This is a genomic window from Vibrio sp. RM-41-2B (genome assembly GCF_024744415.1).
GTDB classification, from domain to species: domain Bacteria; phylum Pseudomonadota; class Gammaproteobacteria; order Enterobacterales; family Vibrionaceae; genus Vibrio; species Vibrio diabolicus.
The window spans coordinates 13331-36365 of sequence record NZ_JAMQWD010000032.1 but is presented as its reverse complement, the minus strand read 5'-3'; the positions used below and the strand labels follow the sequence as shown (position 1 = coordinate 36365).

The 23035-nt window shown below is 45.7% G+C and carries 21 protein-coding genes; 7 read left to right on the top strand and 14 right to left on the bottom strand.

The features are described from left to right. Positions 1 to 59 precede the first annotated feature (59 nt). Entirely contained in the window at positions 60 to 905 is an 846-nt protein-coding gene (gene queF, locus NB463_RS16340; protein ID WP_199803771.1) for an NADPH-dependent 7-cyano-7-deazaguanine reductase QueF, read from the bottom strand. A 108-nt stretch (positions 906 to 1013) separates the two neighbouring features. Between queF and syd the strand changes: the two genes are divergently transcribed. After that, entirely contained in the window at positions 1014 to 1559 is a 546-nt protein-coding gene (gene syd / locus NB463_RS16335) for a SecY-interacting protein (RefSeq protein ID WP_053808745.1), read from the top strand. A 2-nt stretch (positions 1560 to 1561) separates the two neighbouring features. Next, a complete protein-coding gene (locus NB463_RS16330) occupies positions 1562 to 2338 on the top strand; it encodes a Zn-ribbon-containing protein (RefSeq protein ID WP_048626099.1) in 777 nt (258 codons plus the stop codon). Between the two features lie 111 nt (positions 2339 to 2449). Here the strand turns inward: NB463_RS16330 and NB463_RS16325 are convergent, their stop codons facing one another. From NB463_RS16325 to metN, 3 genes are read right to left on the bottom strand one after another with little or no spacing between them, the layout of a single operon-like run. Then, on the bottom strand, positions 2450 to 3259 hold the full coding sequence (locus NB463_RS16325; protein ID WP_005391357.1) for a MetQ/NlpA family lipoprotein: 810 nt from the start codon (positions 3257 to 3259) through the stop codon (positions 2450 to 2452). 32 nt (positions 3260 to 3291) lie between these two features. Then, positions 3292 to 3969 carry a methionine ABC transporter permease gene (locus tag NB463_RS16320; protein WP_005391355.1) on the bottom strand — a complete coding sequence of 226 codons (678 nt, stop codon included), beginning with the start codon at positions 3967 to 3969 and terminating at the stop codon, positions 3292 to 3294. Continuing rightward, positions 3959 to 4993: a methionine ABC transporter ATP-binding protein MetN gene (gene metN / locus NB463_RS16315; protein ID WP_258431796.1), complete on the bottom strand. Its 1035-nt coding sequence runs from the start codon at positions 4991 to 4993 to the stop codon at positions 3959 to 3961. Before metN ends, NB463_RS16320 begins: the two co-directional genes overlap by 11 nt. Before the next feature lie 341 nt (positions 4994 to 5334). Between metN and gmhB the strand changes: the two genes are divergently transcribed. The 4 genes from gmhB to treC all read left to right on the top strand — a co-directional run bounded on the left by gmhB (position 5335) and on the right by treC (position 10311). After that, positions 5335 to 5886 carry a D-glycero-beta-D-manno-heptose 1,7-bisphosphate 7-phosphatase gene (gmhB, locus tag NB463_RS16310; RefSeq protein WP_005391350.1) on the top strand — a complete coding sequence of 184 codons (552 nt, stop codon included), beginning with the start codon at positions 5335 to 5337 and terminating at the stop codon, positions 5884 to 5886. Between the two features lie 103 nt (positions 5887 to 5989). Next, positions 5990 to 6937 (top strand): trehalose operon repressor TreR, encoded by a 948-nt coding sequence (treR, locus tag NB463_RS16305; protein ID WP_006743211.1) that lies wholly within the window; start codon positions 5990 to 5992, stop codon positions 6935 to 6937. A 176-nt stretch (positions 6938 to 7113) separates the two neighbouring features. Continuing rightward, positions 7114 to 8538, top strand: a complete 1425-nt coding sequence (treB, locus tag NB463_RS16300) for a PTS trehalose transporter subunit IIBC (RefSeq protein WP_258431795.1) — start codon at positions 7114 to 7116, stop codon at positions 8536 to 8538. Between the two features lie 87 nt (positions 8539 to 8625). After that, entirely contained in the window at positions 8626 to 10311 is a 1686-nt protein-coding gene (gene treC, locus NB463_RS16295) for an alpha,alpha-phosphotrehalase (RefSeq protein ID WP_258431794.1), read from the top strand. 101 nt (positions 10312 to 10412) lie between these two features. Here treC and NB463_RS16290 read toward each other — a convergent pair whose 3' ends face one another. From NB463_RS16290 to NB463_RS16280, 3 genes are all read right to left on the bottom strand, one after another. Further along, positions 10413 to 11312, bottom strand: coding sequence for a hypothetical protein (locus tag NB463_RS16290; RefSeq protein ID WP_258431792.1), 900 nt, complete (start codon positions 11310 to 11312; stop codon positions 10413 to 10415). A 131-nt stretch (positions 11313 to 11443) separates the two neighbouring features. Next, on the bottom strand, positions 11444 to 12964 hold the full coding sequence (locus NB463_RS16285) for a winged helix-turn-helix domain-containing protein (protein WP_258431790.1): 1521 nt from the start codon (positions 12962 to 12964) through the stop codon (positions 11444 to 11446). Between the two features lie 90 nt (positions 12965 to 13054). Further along, positions 13055 to 13657, bottom strand: coding sequence for a YitT family protein (locus tag NB463_RS16280; protein WP_031780204.1), 603 nt, complete (start codon positions 13655 to 13657; stop codon positions 13055 to 13057). Positions 13658 to 14004: 347 nt separating this feature from the next. On the opposite strand from NB463_RS16280, the gene glyA reads away from it, so the two are divergent. Beyond that, positions 14005 to 15255, top strand: coding sequence for a serine hydroxymethyltransferase (gene glyA / locus NB463_RS16275; RefSeq protein WP_005391333.1), 1251 nt, complete (start codon positions 14005 to 14007; stop codon positions 15253 to 15255). Positions 15256 to 15702: 447 nt separating this feature from the next. Here the strand turns inward: glyA and lipA are convergent, their stop codons facing one another. From lipA to mrdA, 7 genes are all read right to left on the bottom strand, one after another. After that, entirely contained in the window at positions 15703 to 16668 is a 966-nt protein-coding gene (lipA, locus tag NB463_RS16270; RefSeq protein ID WP_005391329.1) for a lipoyl synthase, read from the bottom strand. Then, positions 16665 to 17327 carry a lipoyl(octanoyl) transferase LipB gene (lipB, locus tag NB463_RS16265; RefSeq protein ID WP_005391320.1) on the bottom strand — a complete coding sequence of 221 codons (663 nt, stop codon included), beginning with the start codon at positions 17325 to 17327 and terminating at the stop codon, positions 16665 to 16667. Before lipB ends, lipA begins: the two co-directional genes overlap by 4 nt. Positions 17328 to 17503: 176 nt before the next feature. Beyond that, complete coding sequence (gene ybeD / locus NB463_RS16260) at positions 17504 to 17782, bottom strand: DUF493 family protein YbeD (RefSeq protein ID WP_005384135.1); 279 nt, start codon at positions 17780 to 17782, stop codon at positions 17504 to 17506. 126 nt (positions 17783 to 17908) lie between these two features. Beyond that, the gene (locus NB463_RS16255) at positions 17909 to 19087 is read right to left on the bottom strand and encodes a serine hydrolase (RefSeq protein WP_012842069.1); all 1179 of its coding nucleotides are present in this window, start codon (positions 19085 to 19087) and stop codon (positions 17909 to 17911) included. 90 nt (positions 19088 to 19177) lie between these two features. Further along, positions 19178 to 19981 carry a septal ring lytic transglycosylase RlpA family protein gene (locus NB463_RS16250; RefSeq protein WP_258431788.1) on the bottom strand — a complete coding sequence of 268 codons (804 nt, stop codon included), beginning with the start codon at positions 19979 to 19981 and terminating at the stop codon, positions 19178 to 19180. Between the two features lie 2 nt (positions 19982 to 19983). Further along, positions 19984 to 21105: a rod shape-determining protein RodA gene (rodA, locus tag NB463_RS16245; protein ID WP_258431787.1), complete on the bottom strand. Its 1122-nt coding sequence runs from the start codon at positions 21103 to 21105 to the stop codon at positions 19984 to 19986. Continuing rightward, on the bottom strand, positions 21105 to 23021 hold the full coding sequence (gene mrdA, locus NB463_RS16240; protein WP_258431786.1) for a penicillin-binding protein 2: 1917 nt from the start codon (positions 23019 to 23021) through the stop codon (positions 21105 to 21107). Before mrdA ends, rodA begins: the two co-directional genes overlap by 1 nt. Positions 23022 to 23035: the final 14 nt, after the last annotated feature.

The following is a 23035-nucleotide window of genomic DNA, read 5'->3' as shown; positions in this document are numbered from 1 at the left end:
ACAATAAAAACGTCCGGTAACCCTTTAGATTACCGAACTTATTTCTGTCACTAACGCGATTACTGACGAGCCATGCGGTGGTTGTGATCTGGCTTGTCTTGTTCCGTTGAGCGGTACGGGTTGATGTCCAAGCCACCACGGCGCGTGTAGCGGGCGAATACGGTCAGTTTGCTTGGTTGGCAGTATTTCATTAGATCAGTAAAAATACGCTCAACACACTGTTCGTGAAATTCGTTGTGCTCGCGGAAAGATACCAAGTAACGCAGTAATTTCTCGCGATTTATTTTCGCACCTTGGTAGCGAATTTCTACACTGCCCCAGTCAGGCTGGTTAGTGATTAAACAGTTTGACTTCAATAGATGGCTATGTAGGATTTCTTCCACTTGCTCTTCACCTGCTGCGCCTTCAAGCAAATCGGCATCAAAATCGTAACTGGTGATGTCAATGTCTTGGTCATCAATGCATTCGCCTTCCATTGTCACAATAGGCTGATTGGTGTAGTGAGTAACCGGGTTCACCTCGACCAACACCTTTTCACCTGCACATTCAGATAGGTCTTGCGTTAAACGCTCTTCAACTTCTTCCCAGCTTGAAAAACGGGTTTGGTTGTAGCTGTTTAAGTACAGTTTGAAAGACTTCGACTCAATCAAGTTTGCACTGGTGGCTGGAATGTATACTTCGCCAACGGCCACTTGTGGTAAGCCTTTACTATTTAACCAAGATAGCTCGTACAGCGTCCAAATGTCGTGGCCCATAAAAGGAAGGCTGTCGCCTAACTGAAGGTCATCTCGGTTTAGGCTACGAGGAACTGGTTGCAGCAAGCTTGGGTCGTATTGGTTCGCATACTCGGTCTTTTTACCTAGTGTTAGGCCAGCAAGCTCTTTAGCGTCAGAATATTTGCTCATACTTTGTGGTCGTTTTCGATTAGAATGGCGAGAATTTTACTGAATCCGCTGGTCAATTGCCATCCGGCAAACACGGCTATCTGATAAATAAGGAATGAGGAGACCTTCATGACCCAAAACGTTACTCAGGCGCTACAAGAGTTCAGCCTGCGCTACCAACAAGCTTGGCAAGCTAAATATAATGAGTTGCCAAGCAGTGAAGAGCTTGCAGATCTTGTTTCTCCTTGTGTCGAAGAGAAGCGTGATGGAAAGGTGCTTTGGAAAGCGGTCGCACGTGATGAAATGGCCGATTTCACTAATGTGGAAAATGCGATTGAGTTGTCACTGCAAGATGATGTAAAAGCCTTTTATGGTTCTCAATACAGCGCCGATATGGAGGCAACTTGGCAAGGTAATTCGTTGACGCTGCTGCAAGTGTGGAGCGATGATGATTTTGTGCGCCTACAAGAAAATATTCTTGGTCATTTGGTGACGCAACGTCGCCTGAAACTTAAACCAACGGTATTTATCGCGGCGACAGATGAGGAAATGGATGTAATCTCTATTTGTAACCTCACCGGTAATGTGATTTTAGAGCGTTTAGGTACGTCTAAACGCGATGTGCTGGCGGATTCATTGGCTGAGTTCTTGAGCAAGTTAGAGGCCGCTGTCTAAATATGTACGTTGTTGAGTTGCAGTTTGAGTGTTTTGATAACACCACCGTCAGCGCGGTAGACAAAGCCATTAATGGCTTGATGGATGCGTTGCGTTACAACGGCCAAGTACTAGGCCGTGAATTCCCGATAGTGATGGGAGATGGCGAGTTTTATGTTCGTGTCGTTTGCCCAGAGCAAGACAGTTTGCATCCACGTTATCACTCAGATTTTGTCAAAGTGTGCATGAACCGTTTGTCAGACGCGTCTTTGCTTGCACCGAAAATGCGTATGCTTGGCCGTGATTTAAATTCAGAACAAGCGGCCGAAGAAGAGACACCTAGCTGGCAAGTGTTGTACACGACTTATGTTCATACGTGTTCGCCATTGCGCAGTGGGGAAACGTTGTTGCCGATTCCTTTGTATCGCAATGAGCCGACGCTAAATGGTGACCATAAAGCCGTCATCAAATGGCAGACAGAATGGCAAGCGTGCGATGAAATCCAAATGGCTGGCGGGTGCCGTGCAGAGCATGCGGCGCTGCACGAGATTTGCGATGTAGACAGCGTGTTGTTCCGCAGAGGTTGGGATTTGCGAGGTCGTATCGAATACATCACCAAGGTTCCAACATACTATTACCAGTATCGCGTGGGCGGTCAGTCGCTGGAGAGCGAGAAAGCGCGCAAGTGCCCAAAATGCGGTGGAGAGTGGCTACTCGATGAGCCACTACATGACATATTTCACTTTAAGTGTGATGACTGCCGAATCGTGTCGAATATCTCTTGGGACCACCTAAAGTAACTAATTGAGGTTAGTTAAATGGTTAGATAGAGAAATAAAAAGGGCTGATGTTTTCACATCAGCCCTTTTATGTTCAGACTATTATTTTCAGTACGGTTTAGAAAAGTGGGATTACCAACCTTTCACTACGCCGCCTTTGAATAGCTCTTTTGCCGCTTCGTAAACTTCTTCCGTTTGATAAGCTTTTACGAAGTTTTGTACGTTTTGCGCATTAACATTTTCTTCGCGAGCAACAATTAGGTTTACGTATGGTGAGTCTTTATCTTCAACGAACACGCCGTCACGCTCTGGCGATAGGTCGATAGAGCTTGCGTAAGTGGTGTTGATGATAGATAGCGTTACGTCATCCAATGAACGTGGAAGTTGTGGCGCTTCTAACTCAATGATTTCGATATTTTTAGGGTTGCCTACGATGTCACGTACTGTAGCGAGTAGACCAACGCCATCACGTAGCGTAATCAAACCTTGTTGCTCAAGAAGCAGTAGTGAGCGACCTAGGTTCGTTGGATCGTTTGGAACTGCGATGCGTGCGCCATCTTGGATTTCATCGATTGACTTCACTTGCTTAGAGTAACCAGCAATCGGATAAACGAATGAGTTACCCGCGATAGCCAGTTTGTAGCCGCGGTCTTTCACTTGTTGATCTAGGTATGGTTTATGTTGGAACGCATTCGCGTCTACTGAACCATCATCCAGAGCGGCATTTGGCGTTACGTAATCGGTAAATGTTACTAATTCAACGTCTAGGTTGTACTTTTCTTTTGCTACTTTAGCTGCAACTTCGGCAACTTGTGCTTCAGCACCAGCAATAACGCCAACTTTTACTTTATTTACGTCTACTTCTTTGTCGCCACAACCCGCTAGAACAAGAGCAGAAGCGGCCGTTGCTACAGTCAAAAGACCTTTAAGGCTAAATTTCATCTTTATCTCCTTATAATTTGTATTTTCAATGCTTATCTGTGGTCTACACGGCGCACCACTGCGTCACCGATAGACTGAATAATCTGTACTAGAACAATCAGCATCACGACAGTCACAGCCATGATAGTTACATCGTAGCGGTGGAAACCGTAACGGATGGCTACGTCGCCGAGTCCGCCGCCGCCTACCGTACCCGCCATGGCCGAGTAGCTAACGAGAGTGACTAAGGTGATCGTTACTGAGTTAACAATAGTCGGCATTGCTTCAGGTAGTAGAACTTTTGTGATGATCTGTGTTGGTGTCGCCCCCATTGATTGTGCCGCTTCCACCAAGCCTGTTGGTACCTCTAACAAAGCACCTTCAATAAGACGTGCAACAAACGGAATGGCACCAATAGTCAGTGGGACGATTGCTGCGGTTGTACCGATAAAGGTTCCAACTAGCATTTTTGTCACTGGAATAATCGCAACCATCAGGACGAGGAATGGCACAGAACGACCAATGTTAACGACAGCGCCTAAGCTGCTATTTAGTTTGGTGTTTTCAAGTAGGCCGCCTTTCTTAGTAATATGGAGGATTACGCCTAATGGAATACCCACGGCAAAGCCGACTAATCCGGCAACCGCAACCATGTAAAGCGTTTCCCACGTTGCACCTAAAAGTAGTTTGCTGTTTAAACTCAGCCATTCAGAAATTGTATTAAAGGACATAACCAAGTACCTCTACTTTTACGTTGTGCTTACGCAGGTATTCCAATGCTGCGTTGTCATCTTCTTCGTTACCATATAGCTCTGCGACCATCATGCCGAATTTCACTCCGCCAGCGTAATCAAGATCGGAGCTCAAAATACTCACATCAATATTGTATTTACGAGAAATTTGCGACATTAGCGGTGCATCGACGGTTGCGCCGGTAAACTCTAAGCGAACTAATGGGTAGCTGCCTTCAACACGCTCTGCTTGCAGACGTGCTTGGTAATCTTCAGGAATGGATAGATCCAACGTTGAGCGAATGAATTGGTGCGCCAGCTCCGTTTTAGGGTGCGCGAAAATATCGCCAACGGTGCCTTTCTCCACCAACTCACCACCACCGATGATCGCCACTTCGTGACAGATGCTTTTTACCACTTCCATTTCGTGGGTGATCAGTAGAATCGTGATGTTGAGTTTGCGGTTGATCTCTTTCAATAGCTCAAGGATAGATTGAGTTGTTGCAGGATCCAGTGCGCTAGTGGCTTCGTCACACAGTAGTACGCTTGGATCGGATGCCAATGCGCGAGCAATCGCCACACGTTGTTTTTGGCCGCCACTTAGGTTGGACGGATAGCTTTCGTGTTTGTCGGCTAAGCCAACAAGTTTTAGTAACTCAGTGACTTTTGTTGTGATTTGCGATTTGTCTTTGCCTGCCAGTTCCAGTGGTAGCGCCACGTTATCAAACACAGTACGAGACGAGAGCAGATTAAAATGCTGGAAGATCATGCCGATGTTACGGCGCGTTTCGACCAACTGCTTTTTGCTGAGTTTTGTTAAATCAATGCCATCAACGATGATGGAGCCAGATGTTGGTGCTTCTAACATGTTTACGCAGCGGATCAGCGTACTTTTACCAGCACCAGATGAACCGATAACACCGAAGATGGTGCCCTTGGCGATGTGTAGGTTAATGTCTTTCAGGGCAAGGATTTCCTTACTGCCTTGGTAGAACACTTTATTAACGTTTTTTATTTCTATCATGTTTCAACCTGCCCAAAGATACGGGGAACTTCGCTGTCAAAAACGGCCTTTGACAGAACTTAATGTTGAGCTTTATCTCACTTCTCAGTTGATGCTATGGGTTAACCAGAATGAAGTCAATAGATATTTTTACGTCTAGACGTCTAAATGTATAGATGTTCTGTTTTGAAGAGAATGAGGAGTAAGTTACGAGGAGAAGATAAGTGGAGAGCCCACTCAGAATTACCGATTCTTGCCCAACAAATCAACTGTTTTGTCGAGGCCTAGAATGAATTAGATAGTGTTGAAGTTTATAAGGTATGTAATAATCTGATTAAACCGAGTTAATAGAGAAATACGTTTTGGCAAAACCTGCTGTTTTTATCGATCGTGATGGCGTGATAAACGTTGACCACGGCTACGTTCATGACGAACATGATTTTGAGTACATTGATGGTGTATTTGAAGCGACGAAAGCGCTGAAAGATCAAGGTTACCTCTTAGTGCTAGTGACGAATCAATCGGGCATCGCACGTGGTAAATTCAGTGAAGACCGTTTCTTGTCTCTGACTCAATGGATGGACTGGAACTTTGTTGATCATGGTGTTGAGTTTGATGGTATCTACTACTGTCCACATCACCCTGAGCATGGCATTGGGGATTACAAGCAGGATTGTGATTGCCGCAAGCCTAAGCCTGGTATGTTTATCTCTGCTCGCGACTTCTTGAAAATCGACATGGAAAAATCTGTGATGATTGGTGATAAAGCCGAAGACATGATGGCAGCAGAAGCAGCGGGCGTTGGCACCAAGATTTTGGTTCGCACAGGTAAGCCAATCACCGAGCAAGGTGAAGCATTGGCAACGGTTGTGCTTGATAGTGTTGCTGACGTGCCTGCATATCTAAAGAAATAATCTGCACAATTCGCATATTTAAGGGAAGCGTTTGCTTCCCTTTTCTCTTATTACTGTTAAAGTTCAGTCACCTAAGCATTCATCCATTCTAGTTTGATCACTTATGAGCAAAAAACTCACCATTCTTGATATCGCGAAATTGGCAGGCGTTGGCAAATCAACAGTAAGCCGTGTGCTTACTAACGATCCAAAAGTGAAACCTCAAACGCGAGAGAAAGTAGAGCAAATCATTCGTGAATCTGGTTATGTACCGTCCAAATCTGCGCAATCAATGCGTGGCGGTAGCCAAAAAGTCATTGGTGTTATCATCTCCCGTCTAGACTCTCCATCAGAAAATCGCGCCGTTGGTACAATGCTCAATGCGTTGTATTCCGCTGGTTATGATGCGGTGATCATGGAGAGTCAGTTTGACCGCGACAAAACCAATGAGCACTTGAGTGTGCTTAAGCGTCGCAATGTGGATGGCGTGATTGTATTTGGCTTTACTGGGTGCGATGAGCAAGCCTTAGCCGAGTGGGGCAATCGCATTGTGGTGATTGCGATGGATACCGATAACGTCTCTTCCATCAATTATGATAACCAAGGCGTGATAGACATGGCTTTGTCTCACCTTGAGCAGCAATCTTTATCTCGCATTGCTTATATTGGTGTTGATCCCGAAGATAAAACCACAGGCTTAGCGCGTTTAAATGCTTACAAAGCTTGGTGTCAGCGCAAGCAACTTACGCCTTGCTTCCAAACCGGTAAGCTTAGCCATGAAAGTGCTTATCAGCTGGTGGACCACGTTCTGAAAGCAGACACGCAAGCCATTGTGTGTGCCAGCGATACCATTGCATTGGGCGTAATCAAGCGTCTTCAAGAGTTAGGTCGTGAAGACGTGGTCGTGACAGGCGTGGGTGGTAACGAGTTGCTTTCTTTCCTTTTCCCTAAAGTATTTAGTGTCGATCCAGGTTATACCCTTGCGGGGGAAAAGTCCGCTAAAATGCTGATTAATCAATTAAATGGCGATGAAGAAGTCGTTCACTTCACTCAACAACCTATTTGCCGCTAATCCACACTACAACGGTTTGCTCTAAAATTATACTGTGATCATTCTCAATTAATGGGACTGTTCCCATTTTGTTTTTTGTCTTTGAATGGCAATATTAAAATCAAGAAGTGGGAATGTTCCCATTTATAAAAATAAAATGATGAATCGAATGTATCCAATACAGGGTGGACAAAGTTATGAGTAAGATTGCGCGTAAAGACGTGGAGCGTCTTATTGAGCTGGTCGGGGGGCCGGACAATATTGCCAGTGTAAGCCATTGTTTAACTCGCTTGCGTTTTGTTCTAAACGATACGGACAAAGCAGACACGAAACAGTTAGAAGCATTACCGATGGTGAAGGGCTGCTTTACCAACGCAGGTCAATTCCAAGTCGTCATCGGCACTGAAGTTGATGAGGTTTACAAAGTACTGATCGAGCTTAGCGGTAAAAGTGAAGCGAGCAAAGACGAATCCAAGAATGCTGCTCGCCAAAACATGAATATCGTTGAGCGTGGTATTTCCCACCTTGCAGAAATCTTTGTACCACTGTTGCCTGCGATCATTACTGGTGGTTTGATTCTTGGTTTCCGTAATGTGATTGGCGACATCAAGATGTTTGATGGTCAAACCCTAACGGAAATCAGTCAGTTTTGGGCGACTGTTCATTCATTCCTATGGTTAATTGGTGAAGCAATTTTCTTCTTCCTACCCGTTGGTGTGTGTTGGTCGACCGTGAAAAAGCTCGGCGGTACACCGATTCTGGGTATCACGCTTGGCGTGACATTGGTTTCGCCTCAGTTAATGAACGCCTACCTGATTGGTAAGCAAGTACCTGAAGTGTGGGACTTTGGGTTGTTTGCGATTGAGAAAGTCGGTTACCAAGCGCAGGTGATTCCCGCGATGTTAGCAGGTATCGCACTAGCGTTTATCGAAACACGCTTAAAACGTATCATTCCATCTTACCTTTACCTAGTAGTAGTACCGTTTGTTTCTATCATTGTGTCTGTGATTCTTGCGCACTCTATCATTGGCCCATTCGGTCGTATGTTGGGTGACGGCGTTGCTTTCGCAGCAAAAGTAGCCATGACGGGTGACTTCGCGATGATTGGTTCAACCATCTTCGGCTTCTTATACGCGCCACTTGTGATAACAGGTATCCACCACACAACCAACGCCGTTGACTTGCAGTTGATGCAAGAATTGGGTGGCACGCCGATTTGGCCTTTGATTGCACTATCGAACATTGCTCAAGCATCGGCAGTGGTTGGCATCATTATCATCAGTAAAAAGCAGGATGAGCGTGAAATCTCAGTGCCAGCAGCGATTTCTGCCTACCTTGGCGTAACAGAGCCGGCGATGTACGGCATCAACTTGAAATACAAGTTCCCAATGTTGAGTGCGATGATCGGTAGTGCATGTGCTGCTGCTATCTGTGGTAGTGCGGGCGTCATGGCGAACGGTATCGGTGTGGGCGGCTTGCCGGGTATCTTATCTATCCAGCCGCAGTTCTGGGGCATCTTTGCTCTGGCGATGTTAGTCGCGATGGTGGTACCTGCCGCATTAACATTAATTCTTTATAAGCGTGCACAAGCCAAAGGTGAGCTTGAGGCGGCAAACGCGTAATTCAATTTGAGGCAGTGACTTGGCTGCCTCCTCCTATTTTTCTTTTCAAATTTTAAGTTTCCGATTACTGGTAAGTGAGTGTTAGAAATGGCTATGACCAAGCATGATGAGAGCTGGTGGAAAACCGCAACCATTTATCAAATTTACCCAAAAAGCTTTTGTGACAGCGGCAGTAAAGGCACGGGCGATATTAAAGGGATCATTTCTAAACTGGATTATCTAAAACATCTCGGTGTGGATGCGATTTGGCTGACGCCAGTGTATCAGTCTCCAATGGTTGATAACGGTTATGACATCTCCGATTACTACGCGATCAACCCCGAGTTCGGCACGATGCAAGATTTCGATACCCTGTTGGCAGAGGCTCATCAGTTGGGCATTCGAATCATCATGGACATCGTGGTCAACCATACTTCGACAGAACACAAGTGGTTCCAATCGGCGTTAGGGGACAAAAACAGCCCTTACCGTGATTACTACATCTGGAAAGATCCGGTAGATGGTGCTGAACCAAACAACTGGCAATCAAAGTTTGGTGGCAACGCTTGGGCGCTGGATGAAAAAACAGGCCAGTACTACTTGCACCTGTTTGCTAAAGAGCAGGCGGATCTGAACTGGGAAAACCCAGTAGTGCGTGAAGAAGTCAAAGAAGTCATCAGCTTCTGGGCAGACAAAGGCGTGGATGGTTTCCGTCTCGACGTCATCAACCTGATTTCTAAACAACAAGATTTCCCAAGCGATGATATTGGCGATGGCCGCCGTTTCTATACTGATGGTCCTCGCGTGCACGAATATCTGCAAGAAATCAGCGAAGCCGTGTTTCAAAAGTACGGCAGCGTGACGGTGGGAGAAATGTCTTCCACCACACTAGAGCACTGCCAGCAATATTCTTCGCTAGACGGCAAAGAGCTATCCATGGTGTTCAACTTCCATCATCTGAAAGTGGATTATCCGAATGGTGAAAAATGGACTAAAGCGCCTTTTGATTTCATTCAGTTAAAGCAGATCTTCAACCATTGGCAAACGGGCTTAAATGGCAAAGGGTGGGGGGCGCTGTTCTGGTGTAACCACGACCAACCTCGTGTGGTCAGCCGCTTAGGCGATGATAAACAATACCGCGTCGAATCAGCCAAAATGTTGGCGGCGTCTGTACACATGATGCAAGGCACACCTTATGTTTACCAAGGGGAAGAGATTGGCATGACCAACCCAGGTTACACTGAGATCAGCCAGTACCGCGACGTAGAAAGCACCAACATGTACGACATCATGGTTAACCGCGATGGTGTATCACACGAGGAGATGATGGCGATTTTGGCGCAGAAGTCGCGTGATAACTCACGTACGCCAATGCAATGGAATAGCCAAAAGCACGCTGGTTTTACCGAAGGCACACCGTGGCTTGAAGTGGCGCAGAATTACTCTGAAATCAACGCAGAAGCAGCGGTTGCTGATTTGAACTCGGTGTTCTACTTCTACAAACGTTTGATTGAGCTACGTAAACAGGTTCCGGTGATCACCGATGGCCGTTATGAAGATTTATTGCCAGAGCATCAACGCATTTTTGCTTACGCTCGCCAGAACGACAAACAAACGCTGCTGTGTATCAACAACTACTACGCTGAAGAGGTGGAATGCGTTCTGCCAGAGCGTTTTGATATGAATAAAGCGAAAAACTTGCTATCCAACTATCAAAACTCAGCGAGTGCAGTCGCGTCAAACCATCAAGTATTACGACCTTACGAAACTCGTATTTTATTGATAGAAGAATAAACTCGGGTGTCACCCCCTAAGATTGATGTTCGAGATAAAGGCTTTGGTGTGCTCCACAAAGCCTTTTTTATTGAGATGCGAGATACTTGTGGAGTACAGGCTTATTTTGTTTCAATTGCTGTTAGCAGCACTTTCTCTTCATTGATTTGTACTTGTTGTACTTTTAGCAGCTCGATTTGCTCAATCAGACCTAAGCTCGGGTTAAACCAACGTTCTGCCGAAGTGGCGAACTCCATTGAGTCCATATCATCGCAGTTTAGGTTGTAAGTATTCTCTTCCGTCAGGTACGCCGCTTCAATTTTCTTGCTTGAAATTGAGAACGTTTTACGTACGCCAGTCTCTCGGATTTGCTGCTGCCAAACCACTTGGCAAGATGCTGTCATTGGCAGGTTTTGCACCCACTCATGATCTTCAAAACTGTCTAGTAGGTTGTGAACTGCGTAGCCTGTTAGAGTGGTTTGCAGAGATATGGTCTCTTCACCGATATCAGTGTTCGGGCTTTTCTCTTTTACGTCGTCACCGTTGAGACGGAAAATAGGGCTGCTGTGCATCAGCATGGCAACAAACTGCTGGTTAATGGAATAAGCGTCGGTGACTTCATGAAGTGTGCCATCAGAGCCTGCAAAATAAAGCGTATTGCCCTCTTCATCGTCGTTGTACTGTTCGTCAGAATAGTAGAACTGTTTGGCGCCGTAGTTCACCAAGTCATTAACCAACTGGACCATTGCTTCGCTGTTTGGGATTTGTGCCAATGCTGCCAACAATTGCTCGTTATCCATCGCTTGGAAACTCAGTTTCATCTCGCCTTCAGGTTGGCCATCCAGGCTAAACGCGTAGTTTAGTTGTGTGCTTGGCGTGGGAGCGAAGATTGAGTTTTGAATCGCGATGTCGAAACTTTCTTGAGGCACTTTGTTTGGATTAGCACTGCCAGAAGATGAACCGCCGCCACAGCCGTAAAGAGCCAGAGTTGCTGCTGCGATAAGCGTCATTTTGTTTAGCATGGTTTACATTCCTGATTGATTAGGCCGTTTCATGTTGGGCCGTTGCTTGAATGCGAGCATGCTAAGTTTAGTGAGCTAAAAAGGGCAAAAAACAAAAGCTAATAGGGCTTAACGAAAGCTTAATTTTATATTTAGGTCTTTGTTTTATTTGGGCTTATTTCGTTAGCTACGTTGGTGCAATACTCGTTGATGAGCGCTTTCCATCGGCTGATAATTTCTTGATCGGTCAAACTGACATGCAACGTTTTCCATGGTTGAAGGCAAGTTTCTTTCGATTCAGATTGAGAAAGACGTTCAAACAATGTCTCGGAAGGTAAAACGCGCAGCAGTGCCACCAGTGATTCCATGTAGTTGAGACGGAACTGTTCGAGTTTGTTTTGTTTATAAGCGATGTGAGACACAAACGTATAAATCAGCGCGTTTTGAATACGTGAGTCGCCATCTGGAGTGGTCAGCAGAACTTTTGCTCGGTCTAGGTTACCTAGTTTGAAATGCAATACGCCCAACCAGAGGCTTAGCTCATCTGGCAAAACATCGAACGACGACTGCACTTGCGTCAAATACGCTTCCAGCTTTTGAGATTCTTGCTCGTACAAAGCGAGATGCCTTGCGGTTGTGATCGCTGCAAACTCATCAGCTTGTTGGAGAGGCTGGTTAGAAAAGACATTCTCAAACAGCATTTTTTGGTGAACGTCTGACAGCTGCCATGTGCTTGCCGAAGGTGCAGGCAAGTTGAAGTATTGCGCGACATCTGAGTGAATTTGGAAGATATCCGATTGTAGGTCGGATAAGCGCAGTGTGTATTCGTTGCGAAACGCCAGTTTCCCTGTCGCAGGATAAATAAGGTTCATCTGAGCTTTCAAGGTGCCTTGCTCTGCGCCGTCTTTTAACTCTATGTTGAGTTCGTAATCACTGGTCTGCATGTTTCGCGCGCCAGGGAAATACGGCGTATGACCGATAGGATCAAGAAAGTAACTGGGAGCGTCTTGGTTGGCGATGTCGGTGTATGGATATTCGACCTGTTGTTGCAGTAAGACGGCTTTGACCAGTATGCGGTATTTTCGCGCCTGAGAGCCGATTGCATCGACACGGTTGAGCAGCAACTCGACTTTGGGGATAAGTAACTGATGACGCGTTTGCTGCGTTGAAATCTCTTGGCGTTGCCATAACAAGCTTGCGAGCGTCACGCTACAAACCACAAGTACGGCACATAAGCTATAAGCCAAAATCAGCTTGATGTTCTTACGGTTCTCAACTTGAGCTGTAATAGCACGTCGATGGTTTTTCGCTGGTGGCACTAAACGGATATTCGCTGGGTTTAGAAAGTAACCTTTGCGAGGATAAGTGACCAAGAGCTTAGTCGCATCGTACTCGGGGAGATGCTGTTGTAGCAGCGCACGTAAGGTGCTAATGCGGTTAGTGAGTACATTCTTAGAGATGAATTTGCTCTGCCAAATGGTTTCGATAATGGTATCGGCAGAGAGCGGATGTCCCACGCTTGTTAGCAGCTGCTCTAATAACTCAATGGTACGAGGTTCGAGATCAATCGCGACAGTGTCTTGATGAAGAGTTTGTGTCTTCGGATTATAGACCAACTCGCCAATCGCAATACAACTGTGAGTTTGTTTGGCTTGTTGCAAAAAATCGCGCATACCGCACCGCGTTATTTGGAAATGGCGAAATATTATATAGCGATTGGAGCGCGAAATCTTATAAATTGCGCTCCAATTATCATCAAAAGTTTATGAACCGTAGGTCACGGAATAGCGATGAGGCTTGTGGTTCATCGCTAACACGACATTCAGTGCAAACGCGCCCAAAATCGAAAGACCAATTACTTCTGGAGTGACAAAGAAGAATGACGCAAACAGGATGCACGCATCGATTGCCATTTGGCTTTTGCCAACTGAAATGCCAAATTTGTCCTGAATAAATAAACACAGCACGTTAAAGCCACCTAAGCTGGAGCGATGTCGGAACAAGATCAGCATACCGAGTCCCATTAAAAGCCCACCTGCGACGGCACAATAAACTTCATTTACCGATTCGAGCGAGATTAGCAAATAAAGATGATCGGCAAAGATAGAAACCAAAGCGCCAGAAATGGCACTATTAATGGCGAAATGACGGCCGAAGCGTTTCCATGCTAGCAAGTAAAAGGGACTGTTTGCTAAAAAGTACAGCACACCAAACGTAAAAGGTGTAAATTGGCTAATAAGCAGAGCCAATCCTGTCGTCCCCCCTGTTAGGAGGTTTGCGGATTGGAGAAAGAAAACGCCTTGAGCTACCAAAAAGGTACCCGTGAGAATCGCTATCCAGTCTTCTTTTAATGAGTGTTTTTCCATCAATATTGCAGTCATTAGTGATAAATAAGGCGTGCATAGTAGTAAAAAGATGATCTTTTCGGTAGCTAGAGGGTAAAATTTACGGTAAACCTATGTAATTGCTGTTTTACAGGGTGTAAAGCACAAAATTGACAGGCAATAGAGCGTCGTTATGCAATTGCAATGCGGGCGTGATACAGATTGCTTGCCATCATGAAAAAACTGCATGAGAAAAATTGTAAATTTCTCTTTATGACCCAGATCAAATTATGTAGAATGCGCGCCATTAGGGTGACGAAAACGTTTGCGTAGGGTCATTCGACAGTTTTTTTGCAACTTTCAGTACTAATCTGAGTCAGGAGATACAGATGCTTAAGCGTGATATGAACATCGCAGATTACGATGCGGAACTGTTCGCAGCTATCCAGGAAGAAACTCTTCGCCAGGAAGAACACATTGAACTTATCGCTTCTGAAAACTACACAAGCCCACGTGTAATGGAAGCGCAAGGTTCTCAGCTAACGAACAAATACGCTGAAGGCTACCCAGGCAAGCGTTACTACGGCGGTTGTGAGTACGTAGATAAAGCGGAACAACTTGCTATCGACCGTGCATGCAAACTGTTCGGTTGTGAATACGCGAACGTACAGCCTCACTCAGGTTCTCAAGCAAACAGCGCAGTTTACATGGCGCTTCTTAACCCAGGCGATACAGTTCTAGGCATGAGCCTAGCGCACGGTGGTCACCTGACTCACGGTTCTCCAGTTAACTTCTCTGGTAAGCACTACAACGTTATCCCTTACGGTATCGATGAAGCGGGTCAAATTAACTACGACGAGATGGAACAGCTAGCGCTTGAGCACAAGCCTAAGATGATCATCGGTGGTTTCTCTGCTTACTCGCAAATCGTTGATTGGAAGCGCATGCGTGAAATCGCTGACAAAGTAGATGCTTACCTTTTCGTTGATATGGCGCACGTAGCGGGTCTTATCGCAGCAGGCGAATACCCAACACCTGTTCCACACGCTCACGTGGTAACAACAACGACGCACAAAACACTAGCAGGTCCTCGCGGTGGTCTTATCTTGTCAAATGCTGGCGAAGATATGTACAAGAAATTGAACTCAGCAGTGTTCCCTGGTGGTCAAGGTGGCCCTCTAATGCACGTTATCGCTGGTAAAGCAGTAGCGTTCAAAGAAGCGATGGAGCCAGAGTTCAAAGCTTACCAAGCTCGCGTAGTGAAAAACGCAAAAGCAATGGTTGGTCAATTCCAAGAGCGTGGCTACAAAATCGTATCTAACGGCACAGAAAACCACTTGTTCCTTGTGGACCTGATCGACAAAGACATCACTGGTAAAGATGCAGACGCGGCACTAGGTGCAGCAAACATCACAGTGAACAAAAACTCGGTACCAAATGACCCACGCAGCCCATTCGTAACGTCTGGTATCCGTGTAGGTACGCCAGCGATCACTCGCCGTGGCTTCACTGAAGAAGATGCAAAAGAGCTAGCAAACTGGATGTGTGACGTTCTAGATAACATCGGCAACGAAGAAGTTATCGAAGCGACTAAACAGAAAGTGCTCGAAATTTGTAAGCGTCTACCGGTTTACGCCTAACTGTTCTTCATAGAATGAGTCGATTTCGGTGTCGAACATACTCATTTGCTCGCGCAAACTCCGTGTGTTCTCCTAGAACTCGACTCGTCTATTTTGAACATTGATATACTAAAGGTCCTCAATTGAGGGCCTTTTTGTTTGTCTGGCGTTTGGAATGAGATATAGCGAAGAGTGTGTGATAAGGAGATGGCTACCAACACTTGTCCCTTTCAATATATCCCAACCGCGTCATTCCGACGAGCCTAGGCGAGATCAGGAATCTTGTTGAGGCACACTCTTTTACTCAGCGTTTCCCAAAAAATCATCAGTACGTTGGAAACTGATTCTCAATCACGCTCGTTCCTCGCTGTTCAGAATGACGGAGGTAGAATGGCTTTTTATCATCATTTGACAGATACAAAAAAGGTTGGCACTGAGCCAACCTTTCTTTTGAAAACAAACGAGAGCTTACTTAATCTCGATGCCTTGAGCCTGCATATCAGCATGGTAAGAAGAGCGAACAAATGGACCACACGCTGCGTGCGTGAAGCCAAGCTCTAGTGCAACTTCTTTTAGCTCGTCAAACTCTGATGGCGGAACGTAACGCTCTACTGGCAAGTGGTGACGGCTTGGCGCTAAGTACTGACCTAGAGTCAGCATCGTTACGCCGTGTGCGCGTAGATCTTTCAGTACTTCGATGATTTCTTCTTTGGTTTCACCAAGACCCATCATCAAACCAGATTTGGTCGGTACATCTGGATGCTGCTCTTTGAACTTCTTAAGAAGCTCCAGCGACCACTTGTAGTTTGCACCTGGGCGAGCTTTACGGTAAAGACGTGGCGCTGTTTCTAGGTTGTGGTTGAAGACATCTGGCGGGTTATCTTTCATTAGATCAAGCGCTACGTCCATACGACCACGGAAGTCAGGAACCAGAGTTTCAATCTTAATATGAGGGTTCAACGCACGGATCTCGCGGTTACAATCGGCAAAGTGCTGTGCACCACCATCACGCAGATCGTCACGGTCTACAGAAGTGATTACTACGTATTTCAGCTTCATATCGGCGATGGTTTTCGCCAGTTTTTGAGGCTCTTCTGCTTCCGGTGGTAATGGGCGGCCATGAGCAACGTCACAGAAAGGACAACGACGAGTACAAATTGCACCTAGGATCATGAAGGTAGCTGTACCGTGGTTAAAACATTCCGCTAGGTTAGGGCAAGATGCTTCTTCACATACGGAGTGAAGTTTATTCTTGCGCATCGCCGCCTTGATGTCTTGAATTCGTTGGCTGTCGGCTGGTAGCTTGATCTTCATCCAATCAGGCTTACGTAGCACTTCTTTCTGCTCTGTAGGCATGTTCTTTACGGGAATCAATGCCATTTTATCGGCGTCACGATATTTAACGCCTTTTTCCATCTGGATTGGTTTGCTCATGCTTTATTACCTTGAGAAGGTGCTTCTGTGCTGAATTCTACTTGCTCATAGTCGAGCAAAGTAACGAGTTCTTCTATTAATTGTTTTTCTACGGCTTCTACATTGTCTGGGCCGCCAAATTGGCTGACCTGAACCATTTCCATACCTTCATAACCACAAGGGTTAATACGCAGAAACGGTGTTAAATCCATATTTACGTTCAAGGCTAAGCCATGAAACGAGCATCCTTTACGAATGCGTAAACCGAGAGAGCATATTTTTTTACCGTCAACGTAAACGCCTGGTGCGTCAGGTCGCGCGGCCGAATCGATATTGTATGCTTTTAGCGTGTTGATCACGAGGTTCTCGATAGTGGTAACGAGATCTCGTACACCTAATTTTTTGCGGCGTAGGTTGATCAAGAAATAGGCGACCAACTGACCAGGGCCATGATACGTAACCTGGCCTCCGCGATCACTTTGTACAACAGGAATGTCACCAGTGTTAATAAGGTGCTCAGCTTTACCTGCCTGACCTTGCGTAAATACTGGGTTATGTTCTACCAACCAGACTTCATCAGGGGTTTCTTCTGTGCGTTGGTCGGTGAACTCATGCATCGCCTTCCATACAGGCTCATAGTCTTGGCGGCCAAGTCGTTTTACAACAAGTTGGTGTTGCATGGGAATTCCTGTTGCTAATATATAAAGTTTTTGGATTATAAACCGGATAACCCTGATGCTCTACCGCTGAGTAACAGATTTTTAACTGAAAGCGATGTAAAGTTTTGTTATCTGGTTGATAAATAAAAAGAAAGCAGCCGAAGCTGCTTTCAAAAAAAATTTAATCTATCAAAAAATTATAGAACCATGCGCACGATGTCAATTTCACCTAACTCTTTGTATAGCGTCTCAACTTGCTCGATAGACGTTGCAGTGATGTTGATAGACACCGAGTGGTAGTTGCCCTTAGCACTTGGTTTTACTGTTGGGCTGTAGTCACCTGGAGCATGGCGCTGGATAACTTCTAGAACTAGCTCTGGAAGCTCAGGCTTTGCATGACCCATTACCTTGTATGTAAATGAACAAGGGAACTCAAGCAGGTCTTTCAATTTTGCATCAGAGTTGATGGTTAGCATATCGGTAACTCCAGTTGGTATTCGTTGCGGTGAGAAATAGTACAGTCAAATTAGGGTGAACTCAAGATTAACAAAGCCGCCATAGTTGGCGGCTTTGCAGACTTGTTTGTTGGTCAGAAGCGACTGTTAGAAGAAGCTCTTGAATAACAATACGATGTAATCCCACATGCGGCTAAATAGACTACCTTGCTCTACGGTTTCTAGTGCCATTAGTGGGTATTCGGCAATATCTTCACCATCGATCTGATAGTATAGCTTACCAACTACATCACCTTTATTAATTGGGGCTTCTAGCTCTTTTTCAAGGACGAAGCTGGCTTTTAGGTTTTTCGCTTCACCACGTGGTAGTGTTACGTAAGTATCTTGATCAAGGCCCAACGCTACAGTGTCTTTGTTACCCATCCACACTTTTTCTTCAACGAACGTTTCACCCGCTTTGTGCGGCGCTACTGTTTCGAAGAAACGGAAGCCGTAGCTTAGTAGCTTTTTGCTTTCTGACTTACGAGCATTGGCATCTTTCGTGCCCATTACGACCGCAACCAAACGCATTTGGCCTTCAGTCGCAGAACTTACTAGGCTGTAACCCGCATTGCTTGTGTGACCCGTTTTGATGCCATCAACGTTCATGCTCTTATCCCAAAGTAGACCGTTACGGTTGTATTGGGTGATGCCGTTGTAAGTGAATTTCTTCTCTGAGTACACGCGGTACTCATTTGGTACGTCACGGATCAGGGCTTTACCTAGCAATGCCATGTCGTATGGTGTCGAGTACAGCTCGGCGTTATCTAGACCATGAACGTTGGCAAAGTGCGAGTTCGTCATACCTAGTGTGTTGGCCCAAGCGTTCATTAGGTCAACAAACGCATCTTCTGAGCCTGCAATGTGTTCAGCCATTGCTACACAGGCATCGTTACCAGACTGGACGATGATACCGCGGTTTAGGTCACGTACTTTTACAGTTGTGCCCACTTCAATGAACATTTTTGATGATTCAGGGAAGTTTTTCGCCCATGCATTTTTACTGATGGTGACATCGTCATCTTCTGAGATATTACCACGCGCTAGTTCTTGGCCGATTACGTAGCTGGTCATCATCTTAGTCAGACTGGCTGGAGACAACTTTGTGTTCATCTCTTTCTCTGCCAGTACTTTACCTGAATGGTAATCCATCAGAACGTAGCCCTTCGCAGCGATTTGAGGGGCATCTGGAACAACGATAGGTGATGCAAGAGCAGATTGAGCGAAAGTTGCAGAAAGGGCAACCGAAGAAACGAGAATAGATTTCACAAACTTATTTTTATTCATGGTAATTCAAATTTTTGGGTTAACTGCGGACATCTTATCAGAATCCCCAGCTATGTAAGAGGGGATCGAGGAGAAATTCATGACACTAGGTCATTTGCCAGTGTTGTGTTTTTTAATAAATGCAGACGAATAGCCGAGCAACTTTACTTTATCTAGAGTGGCTTGCGTCAGGGAATAGTCAGTAAATGGCCCTAACAACAAGCGATAAGACTCTTTCGCATTTTCTAGGAAAGTTTCTGTATCCAGTTTTTGACCAAGCTCTGTCCCTAAAGTTCGTGCGCGTTCTTCATTTTTTGATGATGCCACCTGAATAACGTACTTAGGGTGCGCTTCTAAAGATTTTTTATCCGTGGGCTGATTGATACTGATTACTTCAATTTCCACGTTAGCTGTACCTGTTTTTATCACATCTAACTTATGTGCTGCGGCATAGCTTAAATCGATAATACGGCCATCGTGAAACGGACCTCGGTCATTAACTCGTACTACGGTAGTTTTGCCGTTGTCAGTGTTGGTGACTTTTACGTAACTCGGTAACGGTAGCGTTTTATGAGCCGCTGTCATTGAGTACATGTCATAGATTTCGCCATTAGAAGTCAAATGACCTTGGAACTTCTTCCCATACCAAGATGCGCGGCCTTTTTCTTTAAAGCCTTTGGCATCGCGAACTATTTTGTAGTCTTTGCCACGCAAGTGGTAATCTTTGTTCCCACCTAGGCTGTACGGTTCATATTTAGGGTGCGCATCCTCGATGTGTTCGACTGAAAGCGGTGTATCCGGTGCAACATCGGATTCGAGTTCGTAACGGCCTTCTTGTTCTTTTTGGCTAGTTGATGAACAGCCTGCCAAAATAAGAGCAGAGAAAACCAAGGAATATAAAGCGCGTTTTTGCATGTCTAGGTCGCCTTAGAGAATGCTTTTCGGTGCGTATGAATTGACATCAGAATACCAAAGCCAGCCATCAAGGTTACCATTGATGTGCCGCCATAACTAATGAGTGGCAACGGTACACCTACTACAGGTAGGATGCCACTTACCATGCCAATATTTACAAAAATATACACGAAGAAGCTGAGTACAATACTGCCTGCCATCATTCGTCCAAATGCGGTTTGCGCTTGGCTGGCGAGGTATAAACCTCGTCCAATAATAAATAGATAGATGGCTAAAAGGCAAAGGAAGCCAATCATACCCCATTCTTCAGCAATTACTGCAAAGATAAAGTCAGTGTGTCGTTCAGGAAGAAATTCCAGTTGTGATTGAGTGCCTTGCAACCAGCCTTTGCCGGAAATACCACCGGAGCCAATCGCAATTTTACTCTGAATAATGTGGTAGCCCGCACCTAGCGGGTCAGACTCTGGATTAAACAGAGTACGAACTCGTACTTTTTGATACTCACGCATCAAGAAAAACCACAAAATCGGAATGAAACCACCCAGTGCAATCGCAGCACCAGTGATGATTTTCCAACTAATGCCCGCGAGGAAGATAACAAAAATACCGGAAGCGGCGATTAGAATAGAGGTCCCTAAGTCAGGTTGTTTTGCAATGAGGATGGTTGGCAAGCAGACCATAATCAGTGCAACGATGAGTGTTTTTAGCGTTGGCGGAAGGGGCTGTCGACCAACATAGCGTGCCACCATTAATGGCACCGCGAGCTTCAATAACTCGGAAGGTTGAAAGCGCACAAAACCGAGGTTAAGCCAACGTTGTGCGCCTTTAGATGCTTCACCGAAAAACAGCACGCCAAAGAGCAGTATGACGCCGCCGACGAACATCAAAGGTGCTAGGCTCTCGTAGGTTCGTGGAGAAAGCTGCGCAAGAACGATCATCACAACGAGTGAAAGCACCATTCGCATAGCTTGGCGATCCATCATCAGTAAACTTTGGCCACTGGCGCTGTACATGATCACTAGGCCAAACCCCATCAGGGCCAATATGCCAAGTAGGAGTGGTAAGTCGATATGGAAGCGTTCAAACAGGGCGCGATTTTTACCTGTAGAGGGATCCATCTTCATTACTGTTTTACCTCTTTCTTCGCATTGTTATCAGGCTCAATTTCTTCTAGGCCAAGTACGACTCGATCAAAGATCTTTCTCACTACCGGGGCTCCGTTGCTAGAACCACCGCCGGCGTTTTCTAGCACTACAGTGACGACCACTTTAGGATTATCAAATGGTGCAAAGCCAGTAAATAACGCATGGTCACGTAAGTGTTCGGCGATCTCATCTGCGTTGTACTCTTCGTTTTCACCCAGACCGAAGACCTGCGCAGTACCTGATTTACCCGCTGTTTGATAACTCATTTTGTAGAATGAGCGGCGAGCTGTTCCGCGCGTGCCATGGTTTACACGACGCATGCCTTCTTTCGCCATATCCCAGTACTTTTTCGGTACATTCTTGATTGGCGGGTAAGTCACGTATTCTGTTGTTTGTTGTTCTTCGAAGTCGTTGCCGTTCTCTATCGTCGCTTTTAGTAAGTGAGGTGCAATCACTTCTCCCTCATTTACTAATACGGAGGTCGCTTTGGCGATTTGCATTGGTGTTGCTGTCCAATAACCTTGGCCGATACCCACAGGGATCGTATCGCCTTTGTACCACGGGGTTTTATGGCGAGACATTTTCCAGTCACGAGTCGGCATATTCGCCTTACTTTCTTCGTAGATATCGATGCCAGTGTAATCACCAAAACCGAACATCATCATCCAATTTGAAATACGGTCAATGCCCATGTCATAAGCGATTTGATAGTAGAAGGTATCAACAGACTCTTCGATCGACTTAATGATATCGACGCGTCCGTGTCCCCAACGCAACCAGTCACGGAATGGGCGTGTGTTGGAGTTTGGTATGCGCCAATAACCTGGATCATTTCGCGTAGTGTTCGGTGTGACGACACCTTCTTGTAGCGCGGCTACCGCCATAAATGGTTTGATGGTAGACGCGGGTGGATAAATGCCAAGTGTAGTACGGTTGACCAAAGGACGGTTTTTATCGTTCAAAAGGGCGCGGTAGTCTTTACCCGAGATTCCGTGCACGAACGAGTTAGGGTCGTAGCTAGGGCTTGAAACCATAGCCAGTACGCCGTTGTCTCTAGGATCGATCACTACAGCACTGCCTCGGCGGCCATCCAATAATTGGTGCACGTACAGCTGCAAGTTGATATCAAGGTTTAAAACGATGTCTTTTCCGGGTACAGGTGGAACGTACTTTAACGTACGAATTACTCGGCCGCGGCTGTTTACCTCGACTTCTTGATATCCGGCCGTACCGTGTAAGAGGTCTTCGTAGTATTTTTCGATACCCAGCTTACCAATGTCGCGAGTAGCTTGATAGTTTGCGTCTTTTTCTTCACGGATCAGGCGCTGCATGTCGCGATCATTGATTCGAGAAACGTAACCAATCACGTGGGTTAAGACTTCGCTGAAAGGGTAATAGCGCTTTAAGGTCGCACTTATTTCTACACCAGGAAAGCGGTACTGATTGACGGAGAATACCGCTACTTGTTTTTCGTTCAGTTGGGTAAGCAGTGGGACTGACTTAAATCGACGAGTCCGTTTACGCTCTTGGTGGAAACGTTCAATCTGATCTGGGGTAATTTCCAGAATGGTTTGTAGTTCTTGGATGGTTGCATCAATGTCTTTAATTTTTTCTGGAGTCAGTTCTAAGTTAAAGACGGGACGGTTCTCTGCCAGTAAAACACCATTTCGGTCATAAATCAGACCTCGGTTGGGCGCGATAGGAACCACTTTGATACGGTTATCGTTCGAGCGGGTTTGATAATCTTGAAACTGGTTCACCTGAATGTTGTACATATTGGCGACCAGAGCTCCCATCAAGAGAACAATGCCGATAAAAGCGACAATAGCGCGGCTGGCAAACAGACGCGCTTCGGCTTGATAATCTCGGATTTGACTGCGGCGCTTACGAATCATTAACGCTTGGCTCT